Source organism: Paracholeplasma brassicae, assembly GCF_000967915.1.
In the GTDB taxonomy this organism is placed as follows: Bacteria; Bacillota_I; Bacilli_A; order Acholeplasmatales; family UBA5453; genus Paracholeplasma; species Paracholeplasma brassicae.
Genome location: NC_022549.1, coordinates 664,245 through 687,087, shown reverse-complemented (window position 1 = coordinate 687,087; position 22,843 = coordinate 664,245). Strand labels below are relative to the sequence as shown.

General features: G+C 36.4%; 28 protein-coding genes. 9 read left to right on the top strand and 19 right to left on the bottom strand.

Annotated features, from left to right (window positions below):
- Nucleotides 1–50: 50 nt before the first annotated feature.
- The 9 genes from BN853_RS03135 to BN853_RS03095 form a co-directional block, all read right to left on the bottom strand.
- The gene (locus BN853_RS03135; RefSeq protein ID WP_030004494.1) at nt 51–992 is read right to left on the bottom strand and encodes an SPFH domain-containing protein; all 942 of its coding nucleotides are present in this window, start codon (nt 990–992) and stop codon (nt 51–53) included.
- A 21-nt stretch (nt 993–1,013) separates the two neighbouring features.
- Nucleotides 1,014–1,466 carry an NfeD family protein gene (locus BN853_RS03130; protein ID WP_030004493.1) on the bottom strand — a complete coding sequence of 151 codons (453 nt, stop codon included), beginning with the start codon at nt 1,464–1,466 and terminating at the stop codon, nt 1,014–1,016.
- 2 nt (nt 1,467–1,468) lie between these two features.
- Nucleotides 1,469–1,846, bottom strand: a complete 378-nt coding sequence (locus tag BN853_RS03125) for a hypothetical protein (protein WP_030004492.1) — start codon at nt 1,844–1,846, stop codon at nt 1,469–1,471.
- Between the two features lie 149 nt (nt 1,847–1,995).
- Nucleotides 1,996–2,349, bottom strand: coding sequence for a 30S ribosome-binding factor RbfA (gene rbfA / locus BN853_RS03120; RefSeq protein WP_030004491.1), 354 nt, complete (start codon nt 2,347–2,349; stop codon nt 1,996–1,998).
- Between the two features lie 2 nt (nt 2,350–2,351).
- Entirely contained in the window at nt 2,352–4,172 is a 1,821-nt protein-coding gene (gene infB / locus BN853_RS03115) for a translation initiation factor IF-2 (RefSeq protein WP_030004490.1), read from the bottom strand.
- Between the two features lie 15 nt (nt 4,173–4,187).
- Nucleotides 4,188–4,466 carry a L7Ae/L30e/S12e/Gadd45 family ribosomal protein gene (locus BN853_RS03110; protein ID WP_030004489.1) on the bottom strand — a complete coding sequence of 93 codons (279 nt, stop codon included), beginning with the start codon at nt 4,464–4,466 and terminating at the stop codon, nt 4,188–4,190.
- Nucleotides 4,459–4,728 (bottom strand): RNase P modulator RnpM, encoded by a 270-nt coding sequence (gene rnpM / locus BN853_RS03105; protein WP_030004488.1) that lies wholly within the window; start codon nt 4,726–4,728, stop codon nt 4,459–4,461. The genes BN853_RS03110 and rnpM overlap by 8 nt, the downstream gene beginning before the upstream one ends.
- 12 nt (nt 4,729–4,740) lie before the next feature.
- Nucleotides 4,741–5,820: a transcription termination factor NusA gene (gene nusA / locus BN853_RS03100; RefSeq protein ID WP_030004487.1), complete on the bottom strand. Its 1,080-nt coding sequence runs from the start codon at nt 5,818–5,820 to the stop codon at nt 4,741–4,743.
- An 11-nt stretch (nt 5,821–5,831) separates the two neighbouring features.
- Nucleotides 5,832–6,272 (bottom strand): ribosome maturation factor RimP, encoded by a 441-nt coding sequence (locus tag BN853_RS03095; protein ID WP_030004486.1) that lies wholly within the window; start codon nt 6,270–6,272, stop codon nt 5,832–5,834.
- A 176-nt stretch (nt 6,273–6,448) separates the two neighbouring features.
- Here BN853_RS03095 and BN853_RS03090 point away from each other — a divergent pair, with 176 nt between their 5' ends.
- The 4 genes from BN853_RS03090 to BN853_RS03075 are packed head-to-tail and all read left to right on the top strand — an operon-like array spanning nt 6,449 to nt 9,231.
- Nucleotides 6,449–7,387: a metal ABC transporter substrate-binding protein gene (locus BN853_RS03090; protein ID WP_030004485.1), complete on the top strand. Its 939-nt coding sequence runs from the start codon at nt 6,449–6,451 to the stop codon at nt 7,385–7,387.
- Entirely contained in the window at nt 7,387–8,040 is a 654-nt protein-coding gene (locus BN853_RS03085) for a metal ABC transporter ATP-binding protein (RefSeq protein WP_030004484.1), read from the top strand. Before BN853_RS03090 ends, BN853_RS03085 begins: the two co-directional genes overlap by 1 nt.
- Nucleotides 8,033–8,842 carry a metal ABC transporter permease gene (locus tag BN853_RS03080; RefSeq protein ID WP_030004483.1) on the top strand — a complete coding sequence of 270 codons (810 nt, stop codon included), beginning with the start codon at nt 8,033–8,035 and terminating at the stop codon, nt 8,840–8,842. The genes BN853_RS03085 and BN853_RS03080 overlap by 8 nt, the downstream gene beginning before the upstream one ends.
- A gap of 2 nt (nt 8,843–8,844) precedes the next feature.
- Nucleotides 8,845–9,231 carry a Fur family transcriptional regulator gene (locus BN853_RS03075; protein ID WP_030004482.1) on the top strand — a complete coding sequence of 129 codons (387 nt, stop codon included), beginning with the start codon at nt 8,845–8,847 and terminating at the stop codon, nt 9,229–9,231.
- A gap of 57 nt (nt 9,232–9,288) precedes the next feature.
- On the opposite strand, the gene BN853_RS03070 is transcribed toward BN853_RS03075, so the two are convergent.
- Nucleotides 9,289–9,672, bottom strand: coding sequence for a hypothetical protein (locus BN853_RS03070; RefSeq protein ID WP_030004481.1), 384 nt, complete (start codon nt 9,670–9,672; stop codon nt 9,289–9,291).
- A gap of 119 nt (nt 9,673–9,791) precedes the next feature.
- On the opposite strand from BN853_RS03070, the gene coaD reads away from it, so the two are divergent.
- Nucleotides 9,792–10,334: a pantetheine-phosphate adenylyltransferase gene (gene coaD, locus BN853_RS03065; protein ID WP_052591187.1), complete on the top strand. Its 543-nt coding sequence runs from the start codon at nt 9,792–9,794 to the stop codon at nt 10,332–10,334.
- Between the two features lie 42 nt (nt 10,335–10,376).
- Here the strand turns inward: coaD and BN853_RS03060 are convergent, their stop codons facing one another.
- Nucleotides 10,377–11,156, bottom strand: coding sequence for an HAD-IIB family hydrolase (locus tag BN853_RS03060; protein ID WP_030004479.1), 780 nt, complete (start codon nt 11,154–11,156; stop codon nt 10,377–10,379).
- Nucleotides 11,157–11,270: 114 nt separating this feature from the next.
- Here BN853_RS03060 and BN853_RS03055 point away from each other — a divergent pair, with 114 nt between their 5' ends.
- Nucleotides 11,271–12,977 carry a ribonuclease J gene (locus BN853_RS03055; protein WP_030004478.1) on the top strand — a complete coding sequence of 569 codons (1,707 nt, stop codon included), beginning with the start codon at nt 11,271–11,273 and terminating at the stop codon, nt 12,975–12,977.
- A gap of 115 nt (nt 12,978–13,092) precedes the next feature.
- On the opposite strand, the gene BN853_RS03050 is transcribed toward BN853_RS03055, so the two are convergent.
- Genes BN853_RS03050 through gmk form a run of 5 tightly spaced genes read right to left on the bottom strand, consistent with a single transcriptional unit; the run spans nt 13,093 to nt 17,301 of the window.
- Nucleotides 13,093–13,791: a class I SAM-dependent methyltransferase gene (locus tag BN853_RS03050; RefSeq protein WP_030004477.1), complete on the bottom strand. Its 699-nt coding sequence runs from the start codon at nt 13,789–13,791 to the stop codon at nt 13,093–13,095.
- Nucleotides 13,784–14,629 carry a 3'-5' exonuclease gene (locus tag BN853_RS03045; protein WP_030004476.1) on the bottom strand — a complete coding sequence of 282 codons (846 nt, stop codon included), beginning with the start codon at nt 14,627–14,629 and terminating at the stop codon, nt 13,784–13,786. Before BN853_RS03045 ends, BN853_RS03050 begins: the two co-directional genes overlap by 8 nt.
- Nucleotides 14,610–16,400, bottom strand: coding sequence for an excinuclease ABC subunit UvrC (gene uvrC, locus BN853_RS03040; protein ID WP_030004475.1), 1,791 nt, complete (start codon nt 16,398–16,400; stop codon nt 14,610–14,612). Before uvrC ends, BN853_RS03045 begins: the two co-directional genes overlap by 20 nt.
- Nucleotides 16,401–16,451: 51 nt before the next feature.
- Nucleotides 16,452–16,679 (bottom strand): DNA-directed RNA polymerase subunit omega, encoded by a 228-nt coding sequence (gene rpoZ / locus BN853_RS03035; protein WP_030004474.1) that lies wholly within the window; start codon nt 16,677–16,679, stop codon nt 16,452–16,454.
- Nucleotide 16,680: 1 nt separating this feature from the next.
- Nucleotides 16,681–17,301 carry a guanylate kinase gene (gmk, locus tag BN853_RS03030; RefSeq protein ID WP_030004473.1) on the bottom strand — a complete coding sequence of 207 codons (621 nt, stop codon included), beginning with the start codon at nt 17,299–17,301 and terminating at the stop codon, nt 16,681–16,683.
- A gap of 152 nt (nt 17,302–17,453) precedes the next feature.
- On the opposite strand from gmk, the gene BN853_RS03025 reads away from it, so the two are divergent.
- Complete coding sequence (locus BN853_RS03025; RefSeq protein WP_030004472.1) at nt 17,454–19,013, top strand: Rqc2 family fibronectin-binding protein; 1,560 nt, start codon at nt 17,454–17,456, stop codon at nt 19,011–19,013.
- Nucleotides 19,014–19,016: 3 nt separating this feature from the next.
- Here BN853_RS03025 and BN853_RS03020 read toward each other — a convergent pair whose 3' ends face one another.
- On the bottom strand, nt 19,017–20,399 hold the full coding sequence (locus BN853_RS03020) for a TrkH family potassium uptake protein (RefSeq protein WP_030004471.1): 1,383 nt from the start codon (nt 20,397–20,399) through the stop codon (nt 19,017–19,019).
- A gap of 138 nt (nt 20,400–20,537) precedes the next feature.
- On the opposite strand from BN853_RS03020, the gene BN853_RS03015 reads away from it, so the two are divergent.
- Nucleotides 20,538–21,134 carry a superoxide dismutase gene (locus tag BN853_RS03015; protein ID WP_030004470.1) on the top strand — a complete coding sequence of 199 codons (597 nt, stop codon included), beginning with the start codon at nt 20,538–20,540 and terminating at the stop codon, nt 21,132–21,134.
- A gap of 78 nt (nt 21,135–21,212) precedes the next feature.
- Nucleotides 21,213–21,803, top strand: coding sequence for a DUF975 family protein (locus BN853_RS03010; RefSeq protein WP_030004469.1), 591 nt, complete (start codon nt 21,213–21,215; stop codon nt 21,801–21,803).
- 79 nt (nt 21,804–21,882) lie between these two features.
- Here the strand turns inward: BN853_RS03010 and hpf are convergent, their stop codons facing one another.
- On the bottom strand, nt 21,883–22,428 hold the full coding sequence (gene hpf, locus BN853_RS03005) for a ribosome hibernation-promoting factor, HPF/YfiA family (RefSeq protein ID WP_030004468.1): 546 nt from the start codon (nt 22,426–22,428) through the stop codon (nt 21,883–21,885).
- 31 nt (nt 22,429–22,459) lie between these two features.
- On the bottom strand, nt 22,460–22,825 hold the full coding sequence (locus tag BN853_RS03000; protein ID WP_052591185.1) for a hypothetical protein: 366 nt from the start codon (nt 22,823–22,825) through the stop codon (nt 22,460–22,462).
- Nucleotides 22,826–22,843 lie beyond the last annotated feature (18 nt).

The following is a 22,843-nucleotide window of genomic DNA, read 5'->3' as shown; positions in this document are numbered from 1 at the left end:
TAGAAACACGAAGAAAAAAAGTAGAATTTCTTCTACTTTTCTAAGTTGGTTTATTCTTTGTCTTTTTTAGTATCTGACCACATTTCTTTGGATGAAGAAACGATACTTGCAAGACCTTGTAGATCCGATGGGATAATTAGCTTGGTTGCTTGTCCTTTAGACACTTCAACTAACGCCTCATAACCTTTGATTGTTAAGACCGAGCGGTCAGCACCAGCGGCTTTGATTGCTTCAATCCCACGTGCTTTTGCTTCTTGAACTTTAAGGATGGCTTCTGCTTCCCCTTCAGCTCTTAAGATTTGTGATTGTTTTTGCGCTTCCGCTTCGAGAATTGCCGATTCCTTAACCCCTTGGGCTTTTAGAATGGCCGATTGTTTTTGACCTTCCGCATTTAAGATGTTTTCACGTTTTTCACGTTCTGCTCTCATTTGTTTTTCCATGGCTTCTCTGATGTCTTTTGGTGGAATAATGTTCTTTAATTCCACACGAATGACTTTAATCCCCCATGGGTCAGTCGCTTCATCTAAAATGATACGCATTTTTCCATTGATTAATTCACGGCTGGTTAATGCCCCATCAAGATCAATTTCCCCGATGATGTTACGTAGTGTCGTAGCGGTTAAGTTTTCTAACGCTCTATTTGGGTTATCAACACCATAAGTAAATGCTTTTGCATCGGTGATTTGATAATAAACCACGGTGTCAATTTGCATGGTGACGTTATCTCTTGTGATTACGGGTTGTGGTGGGTAGTCCATCACTTGTTCTTTTAATGAAACAACAAGTGAAACACGGTCCACAAAAGGCACTAAGAAGTGAATCCCTGTACTCCAAGTGGTGTAATAACCACCAAGTCTTTCAATAACCATCGTTTGTGATTGTCTTACAATGCGAATACTTGATAATGCAATTAATAAGGCAACGACGAGTAAAACCAATAAAACAACTAAAACAACGGTTCCTGCATTTGATAAAATTAAAGGTGTATACATTCTATTTCCTCCTATAATGTATTATTCTATTTCGCTAACGAGTAGCTTGTTACCAACAATGTCTTGAACAATGACTTTCTTACCAACGTCAATTTGTTTATTTGATGTGGTAAACGCAGTCCAAATGCGCTCTTCTAATTTGACTTCGCCTCTTCCATCGATTGGAATGACAGAAATAACGGTTGCTTGTTGACCAACCATCTTATCGGCATTCGTCTTAATGATGTCTTTTTGCATAAATCGTCTAGTTAGTGGTCTAGTGACTAAAATCAGTATCAACGAAACCGAAATAAATATCGCGATTTGCCAAACAATTGCGACTTCCATTGCTGCAGCGATTAAAGCCGCAACCGCACCAGCAGCAAACCAAATCGTTACTAAGTCTGTTGTTTCTAGTTCAATAAAAATTGCTCCAATCAAAACCACAGCCCAAATCACAATCATTAAAATCATATTAATCATTTCAGGCGTCATGCTCATACCTCCTCATTCAAATCGATTTCTAATATACGATCTGAACTCTTCCAAATGGCCTTAAATTTATAATTATTTGTATTCTTAAAATTAAAGTTAAAGCTGTCTGCAATTTCATTAACAACCTTCTTACTATTAATTCTACCATAACTTGCTTTAATCGAAATATCAAGTAAGTTTGACTTGATGATGTCACCTCTTAAAGCTTCTTCTTTATTGATGTGTTTAATCACCACGTGTTTATGCACTCGATCAATACCAACTAACACTTTGTAGGCATCATTGAAAAATTCAGATGCGGTTTTGTTTAGCGTAATGTTTGAATCATAAAACGTGACGGTGCCATGAATCTCTTTTGGGTTAATCCATTCAATGCTCATAGATATTACCTCCTACATAATCATTATATCACGTTTTGAATTTATTACAATATAATTTTGTATTTTTTTGAATTTTTATGAAATTCTATGTTTTTAATGCATTTTTGTCAATATATAAAAAATGACACCACATTGTGATGTCATTAATCTTATTTATCGTCTTTGATTGTTTTTAGTAGTTTATCAATATGATTCCCATAAGCTAGTGCCTCATCGTACTTAAAGAGCAGTTCAGGCATTTTGCGTAAGTTATTTACTTTAGATGCCAGTTCTTTTCTTACCGTCTTGTTGATCGTATCTAGCAAGGTACTTGCTTTTTTTAGATCCTCAGGTTTATCACTTAGTATGGTGTAGTAAATGGTCGCATAAGATAAATCCCTTGTGACACGAACTTCCGTAATGTTGATGTAACCGACGGCTTCGCTGCGATTGTCTTTATTGACGATAATTGCTAATTCTCGTTGAAATAAACTTGATAGTCTTTCAATTGAAATACTTGCCATAATTATCTCTCCACTTCTTTTTCAACCGAAGCTTCGATGATATCTCCTTCTTTAATATCATTAAAGTTTTCGACTGAGATACCACATTCAAAGCCTTGTCTGACTTCTTTTACGTCATCTTTAAAGCGTTTTAAGGACGCCATCTTACCTTCGTAAACAACCACGCCATCACGTAATACGCGAACAAGTGAGTTACGTTCGATGTTGCCATCGGTGACATAACACCCAGCAATGGTGCCTACTTTTGAAATCTTAAATACGTCTCTAACCACGGCTTGACCGGTAACAACTTCTTCAAATTCAGGTTCTAACATCCCATTGAGTGCCGCTTCAATTTCTTCAATGGCCTTATAGATGATGTTGTATAATCGGATTTCAACGCCTTGTTGTTTGGCATTTTCTCTTACCGCTGAGGTTGGACGGACGTTAAAACCGATGATAATTGCGTTTGATGCACTTGCTAGTGAAACATCACTTTCGGTGATTGCCCCAACCGATGAACGAATCACATTGACGTGTAACCCTTCAACGTTAATTTTTTCAAGTGAGCCTTTTAGGGCTTCGATTGAACCTTGTGTATCACCTTTAATGATTAAGATTAGTTCTTTTTGACCCGCTTCAGCTTCCGCAAACATGGTGTTTAGTGAGGCTTTCTTTTGTTTTTGAAGTTCACCTTCACGTTGTCTTGCTTGTCGTTCTTCAGCAATTTGTCTTGCTTGTCTTTCATCAACGATTGATACAAAGATATCGCCTGCCTCAGGCATATCGAACAACCCTGTGATTTCTACTGGCTGACTCGGAATGGCTTCGGTCAAACGTTTTTTTGTATCGTCATTCATTGTACGAATTTTACCATACGTGTTTCCACATACGATGTTGTCTCCAACTTTTAATGTACCGTTTGCGACAATCATTGTTGCAACGACACCACGGCCCTTGTCAAGACGAGCTTCGACAACGGTTCCGGTAGCTAATCGGTTTGGATTGGCTTTGTAATCTTCGATTTCAGATACAAGTTGAATCACATCCAGTAAGGTGTCAATGCCCTTGCCTTTTAACGCTGAGACTTCAACGTAAGGTGTCTTTCCACCCCATTGTTCTGGTAATAAATTATAATTGGATAGTTCAGTCATCACGTGGTCTGGATTTGCCGATGGCTTATCCATTTTGTTGACCGCAACGATGATTGGAACATTTGCTGCTTGCGCATGGTGAATGGCTTCGACTGTTTGAGGCATAACGCCATCGTCTGCGGCAACAACCAATACGGTTATATCGGTCACTTTTGCACCACGTGCGCGCATTTCAGTAAAAGCGGCATGCCCTGGTGTGTCAATGAATGTAATTTTTTCGCCATTACGTTCAACTTGATAAGCACCGATGTGCTGTGTAATCCCACCGGCTTCGCCTTGAACCACACGTGAATGTCTAATGGTATCTAATAGGGTTGTTTTCCCATGGTCAACGTGGCCCATTACCGTAACAATCGGCGCACGTTTAATTAAATCTTTTTCATCATCTTCAAATTTCATTTCATCAAAACGTGTAATATCAGTCACTACCTCGTCTTGTATTTCAAACCCCATATCAAGTGCAACCAGTTCAATGGTATCACGATCAATCGATTGATTGACTGAGGTCATCACACCAAGTTGCATGAGCTTTTTAATGATTTCAGCGTTTGAAATCCCTAAACTTTCAGCAACCTCGCTTACCTTCATATTTGGTTTATAAATTATTGTTTTACCTTTGGCGATATTCACGCCTTTTTTAGGCAGGTTAGACGTTCTAACTTCTTTGTTATTAGTACGTTGTTTAGCCATATTAATCACTTCCTTCTATTTTTTAAACATATTTGCAAACCCCTGATCTATAATAGCAATTGCTTTAATGTTTTTTTTACCGATTTCTTTTGACAGGCTATTCGTGTCAAAATCCTCTATGATTTCAACCCCATAAAATGAGGCTTTGTCTCTAACTTTTTTTTTGGTGTTGTCTGAGGCATCGTTTGCTAAAAAGACTAATTTTGCTTTATTAGAACGAATCGCATCAACAACAAAGTCAGTGCCTGAGACCAGTTTTCTCGCTGAGTTAGCGATGCCGAGTGGTTTAAGCATGAGAAACCAACTCAAGTAACTCGTTATAGATTTCCTCAGGTACACTCACTTCTAATTTCTTATCTAGTGCTTTTGACTTTCGTGCTTTTTCAATGACGACTTTACTTAAGATGAGATAAGCACCTCTACCTGGTGCTTTACCTTTAGTATCAATACTAACGACACCCTCTTTAGTGGCAACCACACGAATTAAATCCTTTTTAGGTCTAACTTCTTTTGTTACCACGCATGTACGCATTGGCACTTTCTTTTCTTTCATCATTTTTATTACTCCTTAGAATAAAATACCTTCAGCGTCCGCCATGGTTGCTGATTTGATATCAATCTTCCAGTTAATGGCTTGAACCGCTAACTTAACGTTTTGTCCACCCTTACCAATGGCAAGTGATAGTTTATCGTCATCAACAATGACAAGTGCTGTACGTTTCATTGGGTTAATTTGTGTGACCGCTAAAACGTCCGCTGGTTGTAATGAATTCGCAATTAAATCTCTTTCGTTCGTCGACCATTGGAATAAGTCAACTTTTTCACCACTAAGTGCACGAATGATTTCTTTAATACGTGAGCCGTTTTCTCCAACACACGCACCAATGGCATCGACGTTCTTATCATTAGACATCACACCAATTTTAGCGCGATCGCCTGGGTCTCTAGCGATACCCATGATTTCAACCGTACCATCTTTAACTTCTGGAATTAAGTCTTCGAATAAACGAGTCACTAAAGACTTATCTAAACGTGTGACCATGACTTTTGGTCCTTTGGTTTTCATTTCAACGCTTGCAACAAATACCTTGACGTTTTCACCAACAACAAAACGATCGGTTGGTAGTGCTTCACGCTTAGGTAGTAGCGTGGTTAGTCCATGTCCAAGCTCTAATCGATAATAATCATCGTCTTGGCCAATCACTTTGGCAACGACCATCTCTTTTTCTTTTTCTTTAAAGTAATTGAACATATTTTCTTTTTCAATGTTCTTTAAATTTTGATTTAAGACGTTTTTAAGGTTCGTTACTGCGATTTGACTAAACTCTTTTGGATTGACGCTTTCTTCAAGAATATCGCCTACTTTGATACGCGCTTTCTTTTCTTTAGCCTCTGATAAACTTATTTTTTCAATCACTAGTTCTGGATCAACTTCGTACTCACCCTCATCTGGCACAACCAAATGACGTTCGAATACTAAAATTTCATTCTTATCTGGATTGACTTCAATGCGGCATGAACTATGCCCTCTTGATTTCTTAAATGCAGAGACCATACCTTTTTTAAACGCATCAACGATGAGTTCAACTTTAATGTTACGTTCTTCTGCAATAATGTCTAACACTCTGAAAAATTCTTTACTTACCATGACAATACCTCCTAAAACTTAATCGCTAATCTAATTTCTAGTAGATCGCTATAAGCCATATTCAATTTTTTCAAACGTCCTTTTAAATTAATTTGGACAACTAACGTCGTTCCATCAAATGCCAACAAGTAGCCTTCTGCTTCTTCTTTGTTTGTTTTTGCAAACACGTACTTACCAACCGCGCCTAAAACCGCTTCTTTTGTCTTAAGTGGTCGTTCAGCACCCGGTGATGAAACTTCAATGTAGTAAGATGGATCCAAGAGATCATCCGTTAAGACTTCTGCAATTTTTGTATTCACATTGCCTAAGTGATCACTTGATAAGTCATCGCCATCAACGATAATCTCTAAGATAGACTCACCAAACTCAGTTTTTGTCTTTATACTCTCTAAGGACAATGCGTCGTCTTTTAGAATGTCTAAGACGATATTTTCGATTACTTTAAGATCCATAATTCCTCCTTAATAAAATGAGTGGAATCTAATCCACTCTACATTACGGCATATATTATACCATAATATGTTTATTTTTGACAATCATATCGAAAAATAATTATATCTGCGAATGCAAACCATTTGCAATTGAAAAACAAATGTGTATAATGAATAACGTACAGAGGAGAATTCACATGAAAAAATTAATCGCAATACCACTTATATTATTAAGTATCCTAACCCTAAGTGCTTGTAGCAGCAAAGAATACGACATCGTGACGTCATTATTTCCACAATACGACATCACAAGAACCATTGTCGGTGACAAAGATTTAACTTACACTTTATTATTAAACCCTGGGGTTGAAGCACACGACTTCGAACCAACCTCAAAACAAGTGGTGATGATTAATAACGCAAAACTATTCATCTACACATCAGACGAGATGGAGCCATGGGCTAAAAACCTTGAAAACAACAAAACGACGTTTTTAAACCTTCAATTGGCATCCAATGAAGACCACGATCATGCCCATGCAGAAAGCATCAGTTACAGTACGACTGATGAGCACGAGCACGATCATGATAATCTTCATTATTGGGTGCATTTGTATAACACCCTACACATGATTGAAGTTATCTTAGAAGAAATCATTCATTTAGATGAGAAAAACGTGGATTACTACACAAATAACGCAAATAATTTAAAAGAACGAGTTAGAGCAATCAGTGCTAAGTTTGATCAAATTAGTGCACTAGAGACGAAACAACTGCATTTTGTTGGTCATAACGTATTCTCACTACTTAATGAAGAAAAATCATTAAACATTCAAAGTTTAACCGATTCGTTTTCACCGGATGCTGATCCAACTTCCACTCAAATTCAAGCAATGTTAAATCAAATCATCGAAACCAACGCGAGTTATGTCTTTTATGACCCACTTGAAACGGTTATACTTGCAAATACCATCAAGAATGATTTAAAATCAAAAGGGTACGAAATCACATTACTTCCACTTTATTCAATGCATAACGTCAGTAAATCACAATTTGAATCAAACACAACGTTATTGGATTTATGGAATGAAAATGTTGAAAACATCGCGACTGCCTACGACTTGGAGTTGATTTAATGATTTTAGAAGCTAAAAACCTAACGGTTACCTACGGACAAACCACGGTTTTAAATAACGTTTCCTTTACCGTCAAACCTGGTGATTACTTAAACATCATTGGCCCAAATGGTTCAGGAAAAACAACTTTGGTCAAATTATTGATCAATTTAATCAAACCAACAAACGGCGAGCTTACCTTTGGTAGCTTCCGTTTTGGCTATTTACCACAACACTTAAAGAGTGCTGTGAATATGCCTGCAACCGTCTATGAAGTCTTAAAGTACTCAAATAAAACCACCTCAACAAACAAAAAGATTGATGAACTACTTCATCAAATGCACATTTTTGAGAAAAAATTCAAACGAATGAATCAACTCTCTGGTGGTGAACAACAACGCGTCCATATCATTCGAGCACTACTCTCAGAACCTTCTGTACTCGTTCTTGATGAACCTACCTCTGCCCTCGATCCCGAATTTAGAAAACTATTTTATCAACACATTGAAGATTTAAATAAAGCTGGGATGACCATCATCCACGTCACACACGATTTGAGTGACGGCCTAAGACATGGCAGTAAAATTTTAGAACTTGATCAATCGGTTCGCTTCTTTGGAACGTTTGAACAATACCAATTATTAAAACATAAGGGGGAACACAAACATGTTTGAGATTTTTACTTGGCCCTTTATGCTAAGAGCGATTTTAATCGGTTTATTGCTCGCCTCAACGACTGCACTACTATCGAACTTTTTAGTTGTTACTAACCAAGCGCTCATTGGCGATGGGTTAGCGCACATCTCGTTTACCGGGATCGCTATTGGCTTATTATTCTCTAACGAACCAACCATCGTTGCCATTCCTTTTGCCATCATTGCCGCTGTCATTATTAAACGCCTCATCAGGCACAATGACGTTGAAGGGGATACCGCGATTGGGCTTGTGGCCTCCGTATCGATGGCGATTGGGTTGATCGTTATATCAACCTCAAAAGGGTTTAACCGCTCCGTTGAATCGATGCTTGTGGGCTCAATCTTCTCAACGACCTATTCAGACGTCATTTTCGCACTTGTCATCTTTCTAGTTGCCTTTGTCTTTATCCTTTTAAGTTATCAAAAATTATTTTCTATTACTTATGACAGCACTTATGCTAAGTTTTCAAAAATAAACGTTGCCTTTTACGACTACGCAATCGCAATCATAACCGCGGTTGTCATCGTCTTAGGTGTGCAGACCATTGGGACACTATTAATCTCTGCATTCATCATATTTCCGGCAGTCTCTTCTTCTTTAGTGTCAAAAAGTTTTAAACAATTAATTATTTATAGTATAATCATCAATATAGCCGTCACACTCATTGGGATTATCTCTGCGCACTACCTTGAAATACCCGCAGGATCAACCATTATTATTGTCCACGGCATTCTATTTTCCATCTTGTTCTTCATCAAATCTATTAAAGGACGTGACTAATCATGGCTCTAAAAATGACCAAACAAAGACAATTACTTCTGTCTTTCTTACAAAAACAAAAAACACCTTTATCCGCAGAAATGATTTATGCAAAACTACCCACTGGTTCAATGAATTTATCAACCATTTATCGAACACTAGACACATTTGCAAACTATAAGATGGTCGATAAGACCTACCTTGATAATACGACCTATTTTAAAATCAACACGTTAGAACATAAACATTATTTGGTTTGCTTGTCCTGCCATAAAATGTATGAGATGGATTGCCACATTGATCACATCGCAAACGAAACAGCAGACAAATTTCATTTTCAAATCACACACCACGACCTAACCGTTTATGGGTATTGTCAAACGTGTCAAGAAGCCAATCTAAACCATTAACAAAAAAGGTAAAAGCGATTTTGAATGTTCGCTTCTACCCTTTTTTTATGCTTAATTTTAGTTTTTACTGATTAAATAGCCTGTATAAAATCCAAAAAGCGATGCAATACTCGTTATCGCTCCTGACAATATTCTAAAATACAACTGTCCGTTTTCAAAGCCCGAGGTCAACACCCCAAGGATGAGTGAAAAAGCAATCACGTATAAAACGTATTTTAAAATGGTCAATTCTTTATCCGTTACAATCACAATCGTCTCTTTCGATGTTTTTAAATACCAAATGACACCTGCTGCAATGACAAGCACAAAACCAACACCTTCAAAAATCGTGTAAATGGTTGATCTTCGTATCAACGCTCTTAAAACGTCATCTAGTCCAAAGAAAAAGAAAAACATGAATATTGCCATTTGTAAGACAATACTTCGTTTAAATGTCTGCATAAATCCTCCTTGCCAATCCATCCGTTCTGATTGGATTTCAATTATTCAGCTTTATTATACACCATTTTCCATTTTCTAGACTCAAAAAATCGAATTATGTTATACTTAAGGTGAGACCCATGATCAAACTAAAGAAAGGATTTGTATTTTTAAGATACAAACACACGCCTATGAAAACCGCAGTTTACGCCGGATCCTTCGATCCAATTACCCTAGGACACCTAGATATTATGCTAAGAGCCGCAAAACTCTTTGATACGCTTTATATACTAGTAACAAACAACATTGATAAGAAAACCACTTTTTCGGTTGATGAAAGAGTTCAAATGATTGAAAAAGTGACCGCACAAGTCCCAAACATCTACGTTAAATCAACCAACGATTTGGTTGTTCGATTTGCTGAACAGCACAAGGTCGATACACTCATTCGTGGCCTTCGAAATGTTAAAGACTTTGAGGCAGAAATCGCTTTATATCATTTTAACCGAAACATCAATCAAAACATTGAGACCATTATTTTATTCCCATCAACCATACATACCTACGTCTCATCTTCTGCCATCAAAGAGTTAGTTCACTTTGATTCAGATATCTCAAAATACGTTCCTGAGGTGTTAATCAAAGACATCGTTAAAGGCATAAAATCAAAACAATTAAAATAACTATAAAATAATACACTGTCCAATTTTTGGACAGTGTTATTTTTATTTAATTAGACCTAGCTCAACACACGCGTGATAAATGCCATCTTGATCAATGTCTTTTGCCACTAAAGTCGCTAGTTTCTTTAGTTCATCACTTCTAGAATTATTCATCACCACACCAATATCAGCGTTTTGAATCAGTTCAAAATCATTTAAGCCATCACCAAAACAAATCACCTGATCAACACCTAATAGTGGCCTTATAGCATTTAGGGCATTACCCTTATTTGATGTAATACTTAATACATCTGCGCCATGTTTATGCCACGGATAAATCGTTAAGTTACTAAAATCATTCATGGCATCTTCAATGATTGTTCTTCTACCATCAAAAATCCACATTTGATAAATATCCTTGTTTTGATAATAGAATTTATCCGCTTTAGGCACCATCATTTGATAATCATCTAGCGATTGTTGCACACTCTCGTTATACATACTAATCGAGTAACCTTCTAAGCCCACATAACCTGTGGCAACATTCTTTTTTTCTAAATAAGAGACAAACTCAGCAACCAAGCTAGGATCAATTTTGTTTTCATAAATGATTTCATCACCTTTAAACGCTAATGCGCCATTAATTAATATGCGATAATCAAACAGGTCTTTTACTTCATTAATCGCATCTAACTGTGTGTGACTTCTACCGGTTGCCAAACCAAGTACGATGGTTGGATCTTCTTTTAATTTTTTTAATACTTCAACTGTTTTTCTTGGAACGCATTGATTTTTATTGTCGAATAATGTCCCATCGACATCAAAGAATACTGCTCTTTTCATTTAATCACCGAAAGTATTTTAACACAATTTTTGCATAAGGCTATGTTTTTTAACCCAAATATAGTAAAATAGATTTAACCAAACTGCGATAAAACTCTTAAGGAGGTTTTTAATATGAGTAGAAACACACTACTGAATGCCGGTGAAATCGGTATTTTCGCCCTAGGTGGACTAGGTGAAGTCGGTAAAAACTGTTACATTTTTGAAATTGAAGATAATATATTTGTCGTCGATGCGGGGATTTTATTTCCTGATGATTCACTACTAGGGTTTGACTATGTTATTCCTGATTTTCAATATTTGGTCGATAATCAAGAACGCATTGCGGGCTTAATTATCACCCATGGTCATGAAGACCACATCGGAGGTATTCCATACCTTCTAAAGCAAGTGAATATTCCAAAGATTTATGCCTCAGGCATCGCAGTAGACTTGATCGAACATAAACTCTTAGAACACAAAGGTGTCAAAAAGCCACGTATTGTTGAATACAAAGCGCATCACACCTACACATTCGGTTCAACCGAATTATCATTTATTCGCTTAAATCACTCAATCCCTGATATGTTTGGGATTGTATTTAAGACCAAAGAAGGTATCATATTTCATACCGGTGACTTTAAAATTGACTACACACCCGTTGGCCCTGCCGCAGAGTACGATAAGTTAGCTAAAATTGGCGCTGAGGGTGTCTTATGCTTGCTATCAGATTCAACCAATGCTGAGCGTGAAGGTGACACACCATCTGAACGCACCGTTGGTAAAGCAATTAGCGAAATTTTCGGTAAATTAACCGGACGTATTATTATTGCGACCTTCGCATCAAACGTGTACCGTATGCAACAAATTGTTGAAGCGTCATATCAAAATGGCAGAAAACTTGCCGTGTTTGGACGTTCAATGGAACGCGCAATGGAAATTGGTCAACAAACAGGTTACATCAAAGCACCTAAAGGTGTCATTGTATCAGCCGAAGAAATCAATAAATACCCACCTGAAGAAATCACGATTTTATGTACTGGTTCTCAAGGTGAACCGATGGCTGCTCTTTCAAGAATCGCTAATGGGACACATCGCCAAATCAAAGCGATGCCAGGTGATACCGTCATCTTCTCATCTTCTCCAATCCCAGGAAACCAAGAAGGTGTCAACCGAACCATCGATCAACTTTATCGTAGAGACGTTACGGTCATTGTCAATGGCCCTGTTGCCGACACCCATACATCTGGGCATGGTGCAAGAAACGATCTACGTTTAATGTTAAGTTTAACGAGACCTAAATTCTTTATTCCAATCCACGGTGAACACCGTATGTTAAAGCATCATAGAGATCTTGCGATGCAAATTGGCATTGATAAAAATCACATTATGATTATGGACAATGGCGACGTTACTGCCTTAAATAAGAATTCGATTCGAAATGCCGGACGTGTTCAAGCAGGCGACATTTACATCGATGGTACTGGTATTGGTGATATCGGTTCTGCCATCATTAAAGAGCGTAAATTACTATCTGAGGATGGCCTACTATCGATTATCTTAACACTCGATCCAGTCAATAAACGACTATTGACTGAACCAACCGTCATCTCTAGGGGATTTATCTATATGAAGGGTAATGAAGTAATTACATCGAGTATTGCAGCAAAAGCAAAAGAAATTGTCAATCTTGAATTCCAAAGGAAACAATTCACAGAAACACAACTTAAACAAAGCATCATCGACAAGGTCAGCGACCACGTCAAAGAAATGACTCAAAGAAAACCAATGATCATTCCTGTTGTAATGAGTCTAACACAAAAAGATTCAAATCAATCATAAATAAACACAAAACTCTTATGAAACTTCAAGTTGATACTTGTAAATTCATAAGAGTTTTTTATATAAAAAAAGCACTTTAGAAATCTAAAGTGCTTTGTTCCTTGCGGAAAAATCCCTATTTATTAGCTGTAATTACATAACTAATGTCTGTGTTTATATGAAACAACGGTTTTGTAAACCCACCACGAGTCGTTACATTTTTGAAGCCTGCTTCTTTAATGTATTCGATCAGTTTTTCGTGTTTGATTGGTAAGAGTAGAGTTTCATCAACAAATACTTTTAACCCATCGCTTAATCTTGTTTTAAAATGTATTTTTTTGCCATCAAACTCATAGTTTCTGACAAATTCGTAACCATCATTTTGAATCGTCGATAACCCTTTGACGTTGTCTTTAATGATTAAATCATAGTTAATAATCTGAATAACTAGTGGTTTGTCATTTTTTAGTGCTTGATACATTTTTTTTAGTGCAAGTTTCACTTCGTCTTCATCGTTTAAATGAACAAGGGCATTACCAATGCACATAAGACCATCAAAACGGCAATCATCTTCTAACTCAAGCATGTTTAAGACCTTGAAGTCTATGGTTACCTTTTCTTCTTTTGCCTTAATCTTGGCGTAATCAATCATTTGTTGTTGAAGATCATAGCCAGATACTTGAAAGCCTTGGTGCGCTAATGCAATGCTATACTCACCGGTGCCACAGGCCAAATCTAGGATGTGACCTTCTTTAAAGCTATCGTTTAGAAATGAAACAATTCTCTCGTTTCTTGGAAATATTTTATCGTAATAGGCTGCAAAACTCTTATACATAATTGTTCCTCATTTCTTCTAGTAGTGCTTCATAGACTTTTTTAGTGACTAAAGCATCGTCATAGGCGTCGTGTAATTGGCCTTCAATTTTCCCATAGTATAGTTCATACGCTTTAAATAAGCCTAGATCATCGGATAAATTATAATAGTTTTTATGAATTTGAAGTAGATTAACAAACGAATGATCCGTTGTCAGTGGCTTAACCTGATTGATTTGATAAGATGCCTTTAACGCAATCATATCATTTTTTCCCCAAACAATGATTCTAGGGTCGTAGGTTTCGACCAAATAGGCAAGCTTATCATAAAATTCGGTGTAGTCTTTAGCCTCGACGTAATACCGTTCATCAAGCTGTAAGAACTTTTCTGTTCTTCTGCTGATTTTTTTATATTTGGTTGGGTAGATGTACATCGAATCCGAGACTAGAATATTGCCATCAATGTCACTAAGGACGTAGCCAGCTTGAATAATTTCAGCTTCAAACGGTCCTTTGTAATACGGTGGCATGGTCATTTCTAAATCCAGAAATAATCGATATTGAAAGCCTTCTAAGACTTCTTTCATCTGATTTCTAATATCGGCCAGATCAAATAGAACTGAGGTCTTTTGATGTCCGGGTTTTTCAATTTTATTAAAATATGCCACTTGCCAACACAAACGTCTGTTGATTTTCTTTTGATTATCGTAGATTTCAAAATCCACCACGTGTCCTTTATTAATGTAGGTCATGTACTTTCTTGCTTGTGCCTTTGTCAGGTAGAAGTACGTTAACTTCCCTTCGAACACACAAGAAAAATAATTACTGGTCTCATTAACACTATGTATGATTCTCTTCATTTAAACCCTTCTTTTCTATATCAAGTAAATGATTTATTATCGTTTCTCTTAGTTTTTCATTGATACCGATGGATTGATAATCTTCGATATCGCCAATTTTCATTTGATCGATGGTAACAAACTTTTCAAGTAATGCCTTTTTACGTGCTTCGCCAACCCCTTTGATGCCATCAAGGTGTGAGCGCATCAAAGTCCTAGCACGTGTGTTTTTGTGAAACGTGATTGCAAATCGGTGAACTTCTTCACTCATTTTAGCTAAATACGTATAAAGTGGTGTGGCTTTTTTAATCTCGTGGCTTTGTGTTTCATAATAGATTCGATCAAATGTATGCTTTTGGTTCTTTTGTAACCCGATCACTGGTATTTCTAACCCAAGCGAGTTGAGGACTTCTTTAGCTGCGTTTACTTGTATTTTACCACCATCGACGACAATTAAATCAGGCAATTCTTCTTTTTGCATTAATTGTTTTTGATAACGTCTATAGATGACTTCTTTCATTTGTCCATAGTCATCGCCTGGCGTCGCTGTTTTTATGTGGTATTTACGGTAACCTTTTTTAAATGGTTTCCCGTCTTTAAAAACAACCATCGCAGAAATTGGTGCACTTCCAAATAAATGGGCGTTATCAAACACTTCAATCAAACGAACGTCGGATAAGCCAAGTAGGCTTTTAAATGCTTCTGTGGCTTCTTTTGTTTTTTCTGATGAAATCTTGTAAAGCAGTCGATGATTTTCCAAGTCATATTTTGCGTTTTTAAATGCCATGTCGACAAGCTTTTTCTTATCCCCAATTTTAGGAATCATTGCTTTTTTACCAAACACTTCAACGAGAATGTTTTCATCAAAACTATCTTGAAATAGAAGTTCGTCTGGAATTAAAAGTTCGTTTTCATACGTTTGCATGACGTAGCTCATGACGGCGTCATTTAAACTACTTACGTAAGGAAAAATATCGGATTTGACGTCAATGATTTTACCTTGTCGCATTTTAAGAATTTGAATCGAACAATCTTCTTCATCGTAATGATACCCGATGAAGTCTCTATCTTTAAAATCATTCAAGCTGATTAATTGTTTTTCTGTGGTTGATGTGATGTGCAAAATCATCTCTTTAGCCTCTTGAGCACGTTCAAATTGTAACTGTTCTGAGGCTTGATACATTTCATTTTTTAACAAATCAAGGACTTTTTTGGTATCGCCTTTTAAAAAGGAGGTAATTTCTGCAATCATCTCTTTATAGTCAATTGGTTCTTTTTTTATGCATGGCGCAAGACATTGACCCAAATGGAAATACAAACATGCCTTCTTAGGCATTGTATCGCACTTTCTAAGCGGATAAATCTTATTAAGTAGTTTAGCTGTCTCTCTTGCAGCGTAAGCGTTTGGGTAAGGCCCAAATAGCTTGCCGTCTTTTTTATTTGATTCCCTAACAACAACCAATCTAGGATCCTTCTCGTTTGTGATCATGATAAACGGATAGGTTGAATCATCGGTAAGTTTGATGTTATATCTTGGGTTATGTTCTTTAATTAAATGAAGCTCTAGAATGAGTGATTCCCGCTCAGAATTTGTTTGAACATAAGAAAAATCCTGAATCTCTGAAACGAGTTTCGTGGTCTTTGCGTTATGCGATCCTGTGAAATAGCTTCTTACTCTATTTTTTAGGTTTTTCGCTTTACCCACGTAAATGATTTCGTGGGTATGATTATACATTAAGTAACAACCCGGTTTTTGTGGGAGGTTTTTCAATTTTTCTTTAATGATGTCCACACTAAACACCTCACTAGTTATTTTACCATAATCGAAAAAAAAAGTAGATGATTATTCATCTGCTTTCTCAAGAAACTCCACTTGAATTTTGTCTGATAGCACTTCTTCTAACGCTTTTCCTACCGGTTTTCTGCATTTTGCATTGGTTAGTGAGGTACCTTCTTCTTGTATGCTTTTCGCACGCTTTGCAGCGATATAAGCTAATTTATACTTTGAATCTACTTTATCTAATAATTTGTCAATCGATGGGTATCTCATACCGTCATTTTGTTGTCTCATTTTAAACCTCCTTTAATAACTTCATGTAAGTGTGAATCGTACGTTCTGTCTTCGCATGTTCTGCTCTAATAATCGCCATGATACGGTCAGCCGCATTGTTCACATCGTCATTGACGACAATGTAGTCGTATTTGTGTGCAAGCATGAACTCACGATCGGCTTTTTGCATACGACTTAAAATTACTTCATCACTCTCAGTACCACGCTTTTTAAGACGATCATATAACGCTTTTTTGCTTGGTGGTGCAATGAAAATAAACACAGCATCTTTGGCTTTTTCTCGGACTTGTAATGCCCCTTCTACTTCAATTTCTAGAACCACCTCATGCCCTTGATCTAATTGCTCTTCAACTTTATCAAGTGGGGTACCATAATAGTTTCCAACAAACTCTGCGTATTCTAAGAATTGTTTTCCTTCAATACGTTGTAAGAATTCTTCCTTTGAAACAAAGTAGTAATCCTTACCGTCTACTTCACCTTCTCTTGGTTTTCTTGTCGTCATAGAGACCGAATATACCAAGTCATGGTTATTCATTGAAAACAGCGCTTTACGCACGGTACCTTTACCGACGCCAGATGGGCCTGAAATTACAACTAATAAGCCGCGATCGTTTAATTTCATAATTAACTGCCTTCGCTTTCTAATATATTTTAACATATTATACCCCAAAAGCGAACAATAGTAAAGGAATCGCCATGTTTTTTTGAAGTAAATGCGTTTACATTTTTAATTGTATCAGTTTTTTTATGATATACTCTTAAGTGGTGATAATTATGAGTTTTGACGGCTATTTTATGAAGGCACTAATTCTAGAACTAACAACCGTTTTAAAACACGGACGAATCAAAAAAATTACTCAAACAGCAAAGGATGCGTTTGTTTTTTCGATCTACAATCAATCAAAAGAGCACAACTTATCTTTCGATTTAAACCCTTCTTCTGCTCATTTAGCGATTAACAATCAAGTCTTTATAAACGAACAAAAATCACAGTTTCTAATGACACTTAAAAAACACCTTGAAAGTGGCCTTATTAAAAACATTAGACAACACCAACTCGACCGCGTGTTATTGATCGACATTCAGTCGTTTGATCCCATCTTTGGACCGACGTTTAAAACCTTAGTGTTTGAGGTCATGGGTAGGTCAACGAACCTAATCTTACTTGATCAAGACGACTTCATCATCGATGCCTACTATAAACACATAGACCCTGAAAGACGTAGCGTTGTTAATCAAGCAAAATTTAGCTTTTTTCCTTCTTTTAAACTAATGCTAGACGAAAGCAATTACGATTTACTGCTAGCCATGGATTCACCAAAAGCAATCAGTAATCAGTTTATGGGTGTATCAAACGAATTGGCCTTATTCTTTTATGAGCATAAATACCAAATCAAACCATGGGCACTTCAGGTTTCTCCAATCCTTTACAAAGGAAAAAAAACCTATTATCATGCCTATGATCTATTAACCGATGAATTAAAACAACCTTACGATAGCTTGTCTGAATTATTAAATGACTATTATCAAAAAGACGATGCGGGTAAAAAAGATCAGCTCTCTCAAATCATGGACAATCAAATCAAAAAATACGAACAAAAGAAAATCAATCTAACCAAGGACTACGACCAAAATAAGGATTATGAGACCTATAAAAATCAAGCGGATTTCATTTATAGCTCTGGTATGGACTTAAAACAAAAACGAGGCACCTTAGAACACCTAACGCTTGATGAAACAAAAAGTCTTAATGAGAATGCCCAATTCCTATATCAACGATACCATAAATATAAAAAATCACTAGAACCAATTAAAAACCAATTGGCCATTACAGAAAACTATCTTGATTACTTTAAAGACATCAAGTCTAACCTAAGTTTCTTCAATCAAAGTGACTACAACGATCTAATTGAAGAATTTAAACAAATGGGGTTAATTAAAAAAGATACGAAACAACCCAAAAACAAGAAAAAAACAACGCATCTTCTTACCATTAAACAAGCGAATGCCACGATTTTTGTTGGAAAAAGCAGCTTGCAAAATGACTACCTAACGCATGAAGTTGCTCATTCAAACGACTTATGGTTTCACGTAACTCAAGGCCCTGGTGCACACGTCGTTTTAAGAGGCGAAAAAGACGAAGAAAACATTCGATTAGCTGCGATGCTTGCGGCGTATTATAGCCCATTTAGAGAATCTTCTTCCGTTGCAGTTGATTACACACAAATCAGAAACATTAAAAAAATAAAAGGTCGTCCGGGGTATTACGTCACGTATACCCATCAGAAGACCATTTATATTGACATCAACAAAGAATTAATTGAATCATTTTAAAGATTAACCGACCATCATGTCTATTTCTGCGTAAGTAACGACATTGGCGGTTTTTTTATTGTCTAGAACTTCTAGAAGCGTTAAAATACCAATACGTCCAACAAACATATTGATCATTAAGATTACTTTGGTAAAATTACTAATGGTAGAGGTAAAATTCAACGTCAAACCTACCGTACCAAACGCACTACTTACTTCAAAGGCGACATCCATGATCTTTTTACTCGGTTCTGCAATTGAAACTAAGAAGGTTGAGACAAAGACGAGTAAAATCCCCATAGAAAATACGATTAATGCCCGCTTAACTGCCGCTTCTTTGATCGCTTTTTTAAAGACTTTAACTTGTTTTTTGTGTCTACCGTAACTTAAGAGTGTACTAAACAACAAGATGATTGTGGTCATGCGCACACCACCACCTGAGGAGTTTGGTGCTGCACCGATAAACATTAAGACACTCATAAAGAGTTTTGTTGATTCACTCCACGCTAGGTTAGACGTATTTGTAAAGCCCGCACTTCTGACCGAAGTTGACATGAATAGCACATCTGTGATTGCTTCTGGCATGCTCATGAATCTGAGTGTATTATTAAATTCAAGTCCAGTGTAGATCATGATTGTAATCACCAAAATTAATAAGTGAAGAAACATCAATAGCTTGGATATGTAGGATATTTTATATCGTTTTTTCTTGAAAATAGATTTAAAATATAGCGTAATTTCAGCTAGTGGCCAAAACCCTACCCCACCAAAAAAGATGAGTACCATTGAAGCATATTGCGGAAAATACATGCCTTTTTCTTGGAAGACTACAAAACTACTTAAGGTAGGAAACATCTCAAAACCCGCATTGGCAAACGAACTTGCTGCCAAAAATGCCGCATGGAAAAATGCCCCACCAAAGGTCAAATCAAATGGTTGTTTTACATATAAATAAAAAGTCATGACGACTAAATAAATGATTTGTATCACGAGTATCGCAATTAACGCATTACTAATTAATCTAATAATGCCTTTGACGGTAAATTGATTTTGTTCAGCCGCAATGATACTACGCTCTCTTAAACCAATCTTTTTACCAGATATCACCCAGTAGCTCGCAACCAAAAGGACGATACCTAATCCGCCGATTTGAATGATCAGTAAGGTGACAATACCCCCAAAAAGATTAAACGTATCATAAAGCGGAATCGGTGATAACCCTGCTGATGCAAGCGCAGAAATTGAAATAAATAACGCATCAATATAAGAAATTGAAACCCCATCTTTTTGCGAGATCGGTAACCAAAGAATAAACCCTGCCACTAGTGCGAACATAAAATAAATAGTAAATATTGTCCGAGCAGGTGTTTTAAATAAGATTTTTTTTATTGATAAGTATAAATTCATACCATTACCTCTTTTTCTTGCCTATTATAGCATATAATAACTAAATTAGAAAGACAGCATTATAAATAAGAGTGCAAATAATTTGATTTAAACCCACTATTAAGGTAGAATGAAGGTAAACAAAGGAGGAATTATATTATGAAATATGAATTACCAAAATTAGGTTATGCTTATGACGCATTAGAACCAAACATCGACGCTAGAACAATGGAAATCCATTACACAAAACACCACAATGCTTACGTGACTAACTTAAACGCAGCATTAGAAAAACACCCAGAATTAACAACTTCACTAGAAGCAATGTTAGCTGATTATAACTTGATCCCTGAAGACATTAGAGGTGCCGTTAGAAACAATGGTGGCGGCCATTTTAATCACTCATTATTCTGGGAAATCTTAACCCCAGGTGGCGCAAAAGCACCTAAAGGCGCATTACTTGATCAAATCAATAAAGACTTTGGATCATTTGAGCAATTTAGAGCACAATTCGAAACGGCTGCAAAAACTCGTTTCGGTAGTGGTTGGGCATGGTTAGTAAAAACACCTAAAGGATTAGTTGTGACTTCAACACCAAACCAAGACGTTCCACTTGCTGAAGGAACTCCAATTTTAGGCTTAGACGTATGGGAACATGCTTACTACCTAAATTACCAAAACAGACGTCCTGACTACGTTAGTGCATTCTTCAATGTTATTAACTGGGACGTTGTTGAAGCTAAATTCCAAAAATAAGACAAACGCAAACAAGTGCATATAAGCACTTGTTTTTTTATTTAATTAACTGTATACTTTTAATTAAGAGGTGATTATATGCCAAGTGCATCCATTATTAGAGCAAGAGCAAGAGAAGCTCTAAAAGACAATTTTTTAAACGTTTTATTGATCATAATCTTAGTTAGTCTTGCCATCGGGGTATCAAGTTTTCTTTCACTGATTGTTGCAGGACCACTCATGGTTGGATTACAGTTTTATCTTTTAAACGTCGTTAGACGAAATGATCCACGATTTGAAGATCTTTTTCATGGATTTCAAAATGGGTTTGCGACATCCGTTATTGCCTATTTGTTAAAGATTTTATACGTCTTCTTATTTACTTTACTTCTTATTATTCCGGGAATCATCAAAGCTTATCAATACGCTCTTGTTGAGTTTGTGATTGCTGATGACCCATCACTTACTGCCTCAGAGGCACTAGAAAAGAGTAATGAAATGATGCGTGGTAATAAGTTGAGACTATTCTTCTTACAACTATCGTTTATTGGTTGGTACATCCTTTGTATTATTACCTTTGGTATCGCATTAATCTATGTCATCCCGTATTACTACACTGCGGTTGTTGCTTTTTACCAAGACTTAAAAAGTGAGTCCACACCGACCATCACAACAAACGATTACGAATAATGTGCGTTTGAATGGTGTTATTTAGAAATTAAATCGACAAAAAAAGCGAATCTTTTTCAAGATTCGCTTTACTTATTTATTAATGCGTTTCAATGACTGCGTAATCGCCGTCTTCTCTTAAATAGGCAACATTGACTTTCATTGTCTCTTCATTTAGGAATACATAGAAATCATGCCCTGATAATTCCATTTCAACTAATGCACTATCCACCGACATCGGCTTAAGTTCAATTTGTTTATTCTTAACTAATTGACTAGCTAAGACATCTTTTTCGATGGCTTCCGTATCAAAGTCATCCGAATAAACTTTTCCAATCCCTTGTTTATCAAGGTGTTTTTTGAGTTTATCCTTGTGTTTTCTAATTTGAGTCGTTAACTTATCGACTGATTTGTCAATTGCAGTATACATATCTGGATCGCTTACCTCTGATCTTAGTACCGTTCCTCTTGCTGGAATCGTTACCTCAACTTTGTGGTGATCCTTGTATACCTTACAAACGACTCGTACCTCTGTAATCAGCGATTCGTCAAAGAAGGAGACAACCTTTGCTAATCGTTTTGTTGCATAACTCTTAATGGCATCTGTAGGAACAAAGCCATTCTTACCAATGATATCATATCTCATATGCATATCCTCCTTACACTTCTATTATACCTCATATTTTTAAAACATAAAGACAATACACGTAAATATGTGAGAATTTAAGTAAGTCAAGCACTTGAAATAGTTCGTCACTAAGCGATTCTACGATGATTAACGTCCCGTTTTTTAAGATTTCCTCAAGCGTATTTTGTAAAAATAACAGATAATGATCATCAAAGGCATCAATTGTAAATTGAACCTCTTCTTCAAAGAAATAATAACGATGTAACAAAAATCGTTCAATTGGAATCGTCTCATATCGACAAACATTAAGATATTTCTTTTCACACGACTGACATCGAAATGATGGTTTGGTTCGAAATAACGTTCTTAAATCTCTTTTTTCATAATAGATCGAATTGCATATTAGACACCTCAATATAATCACCATTTAATG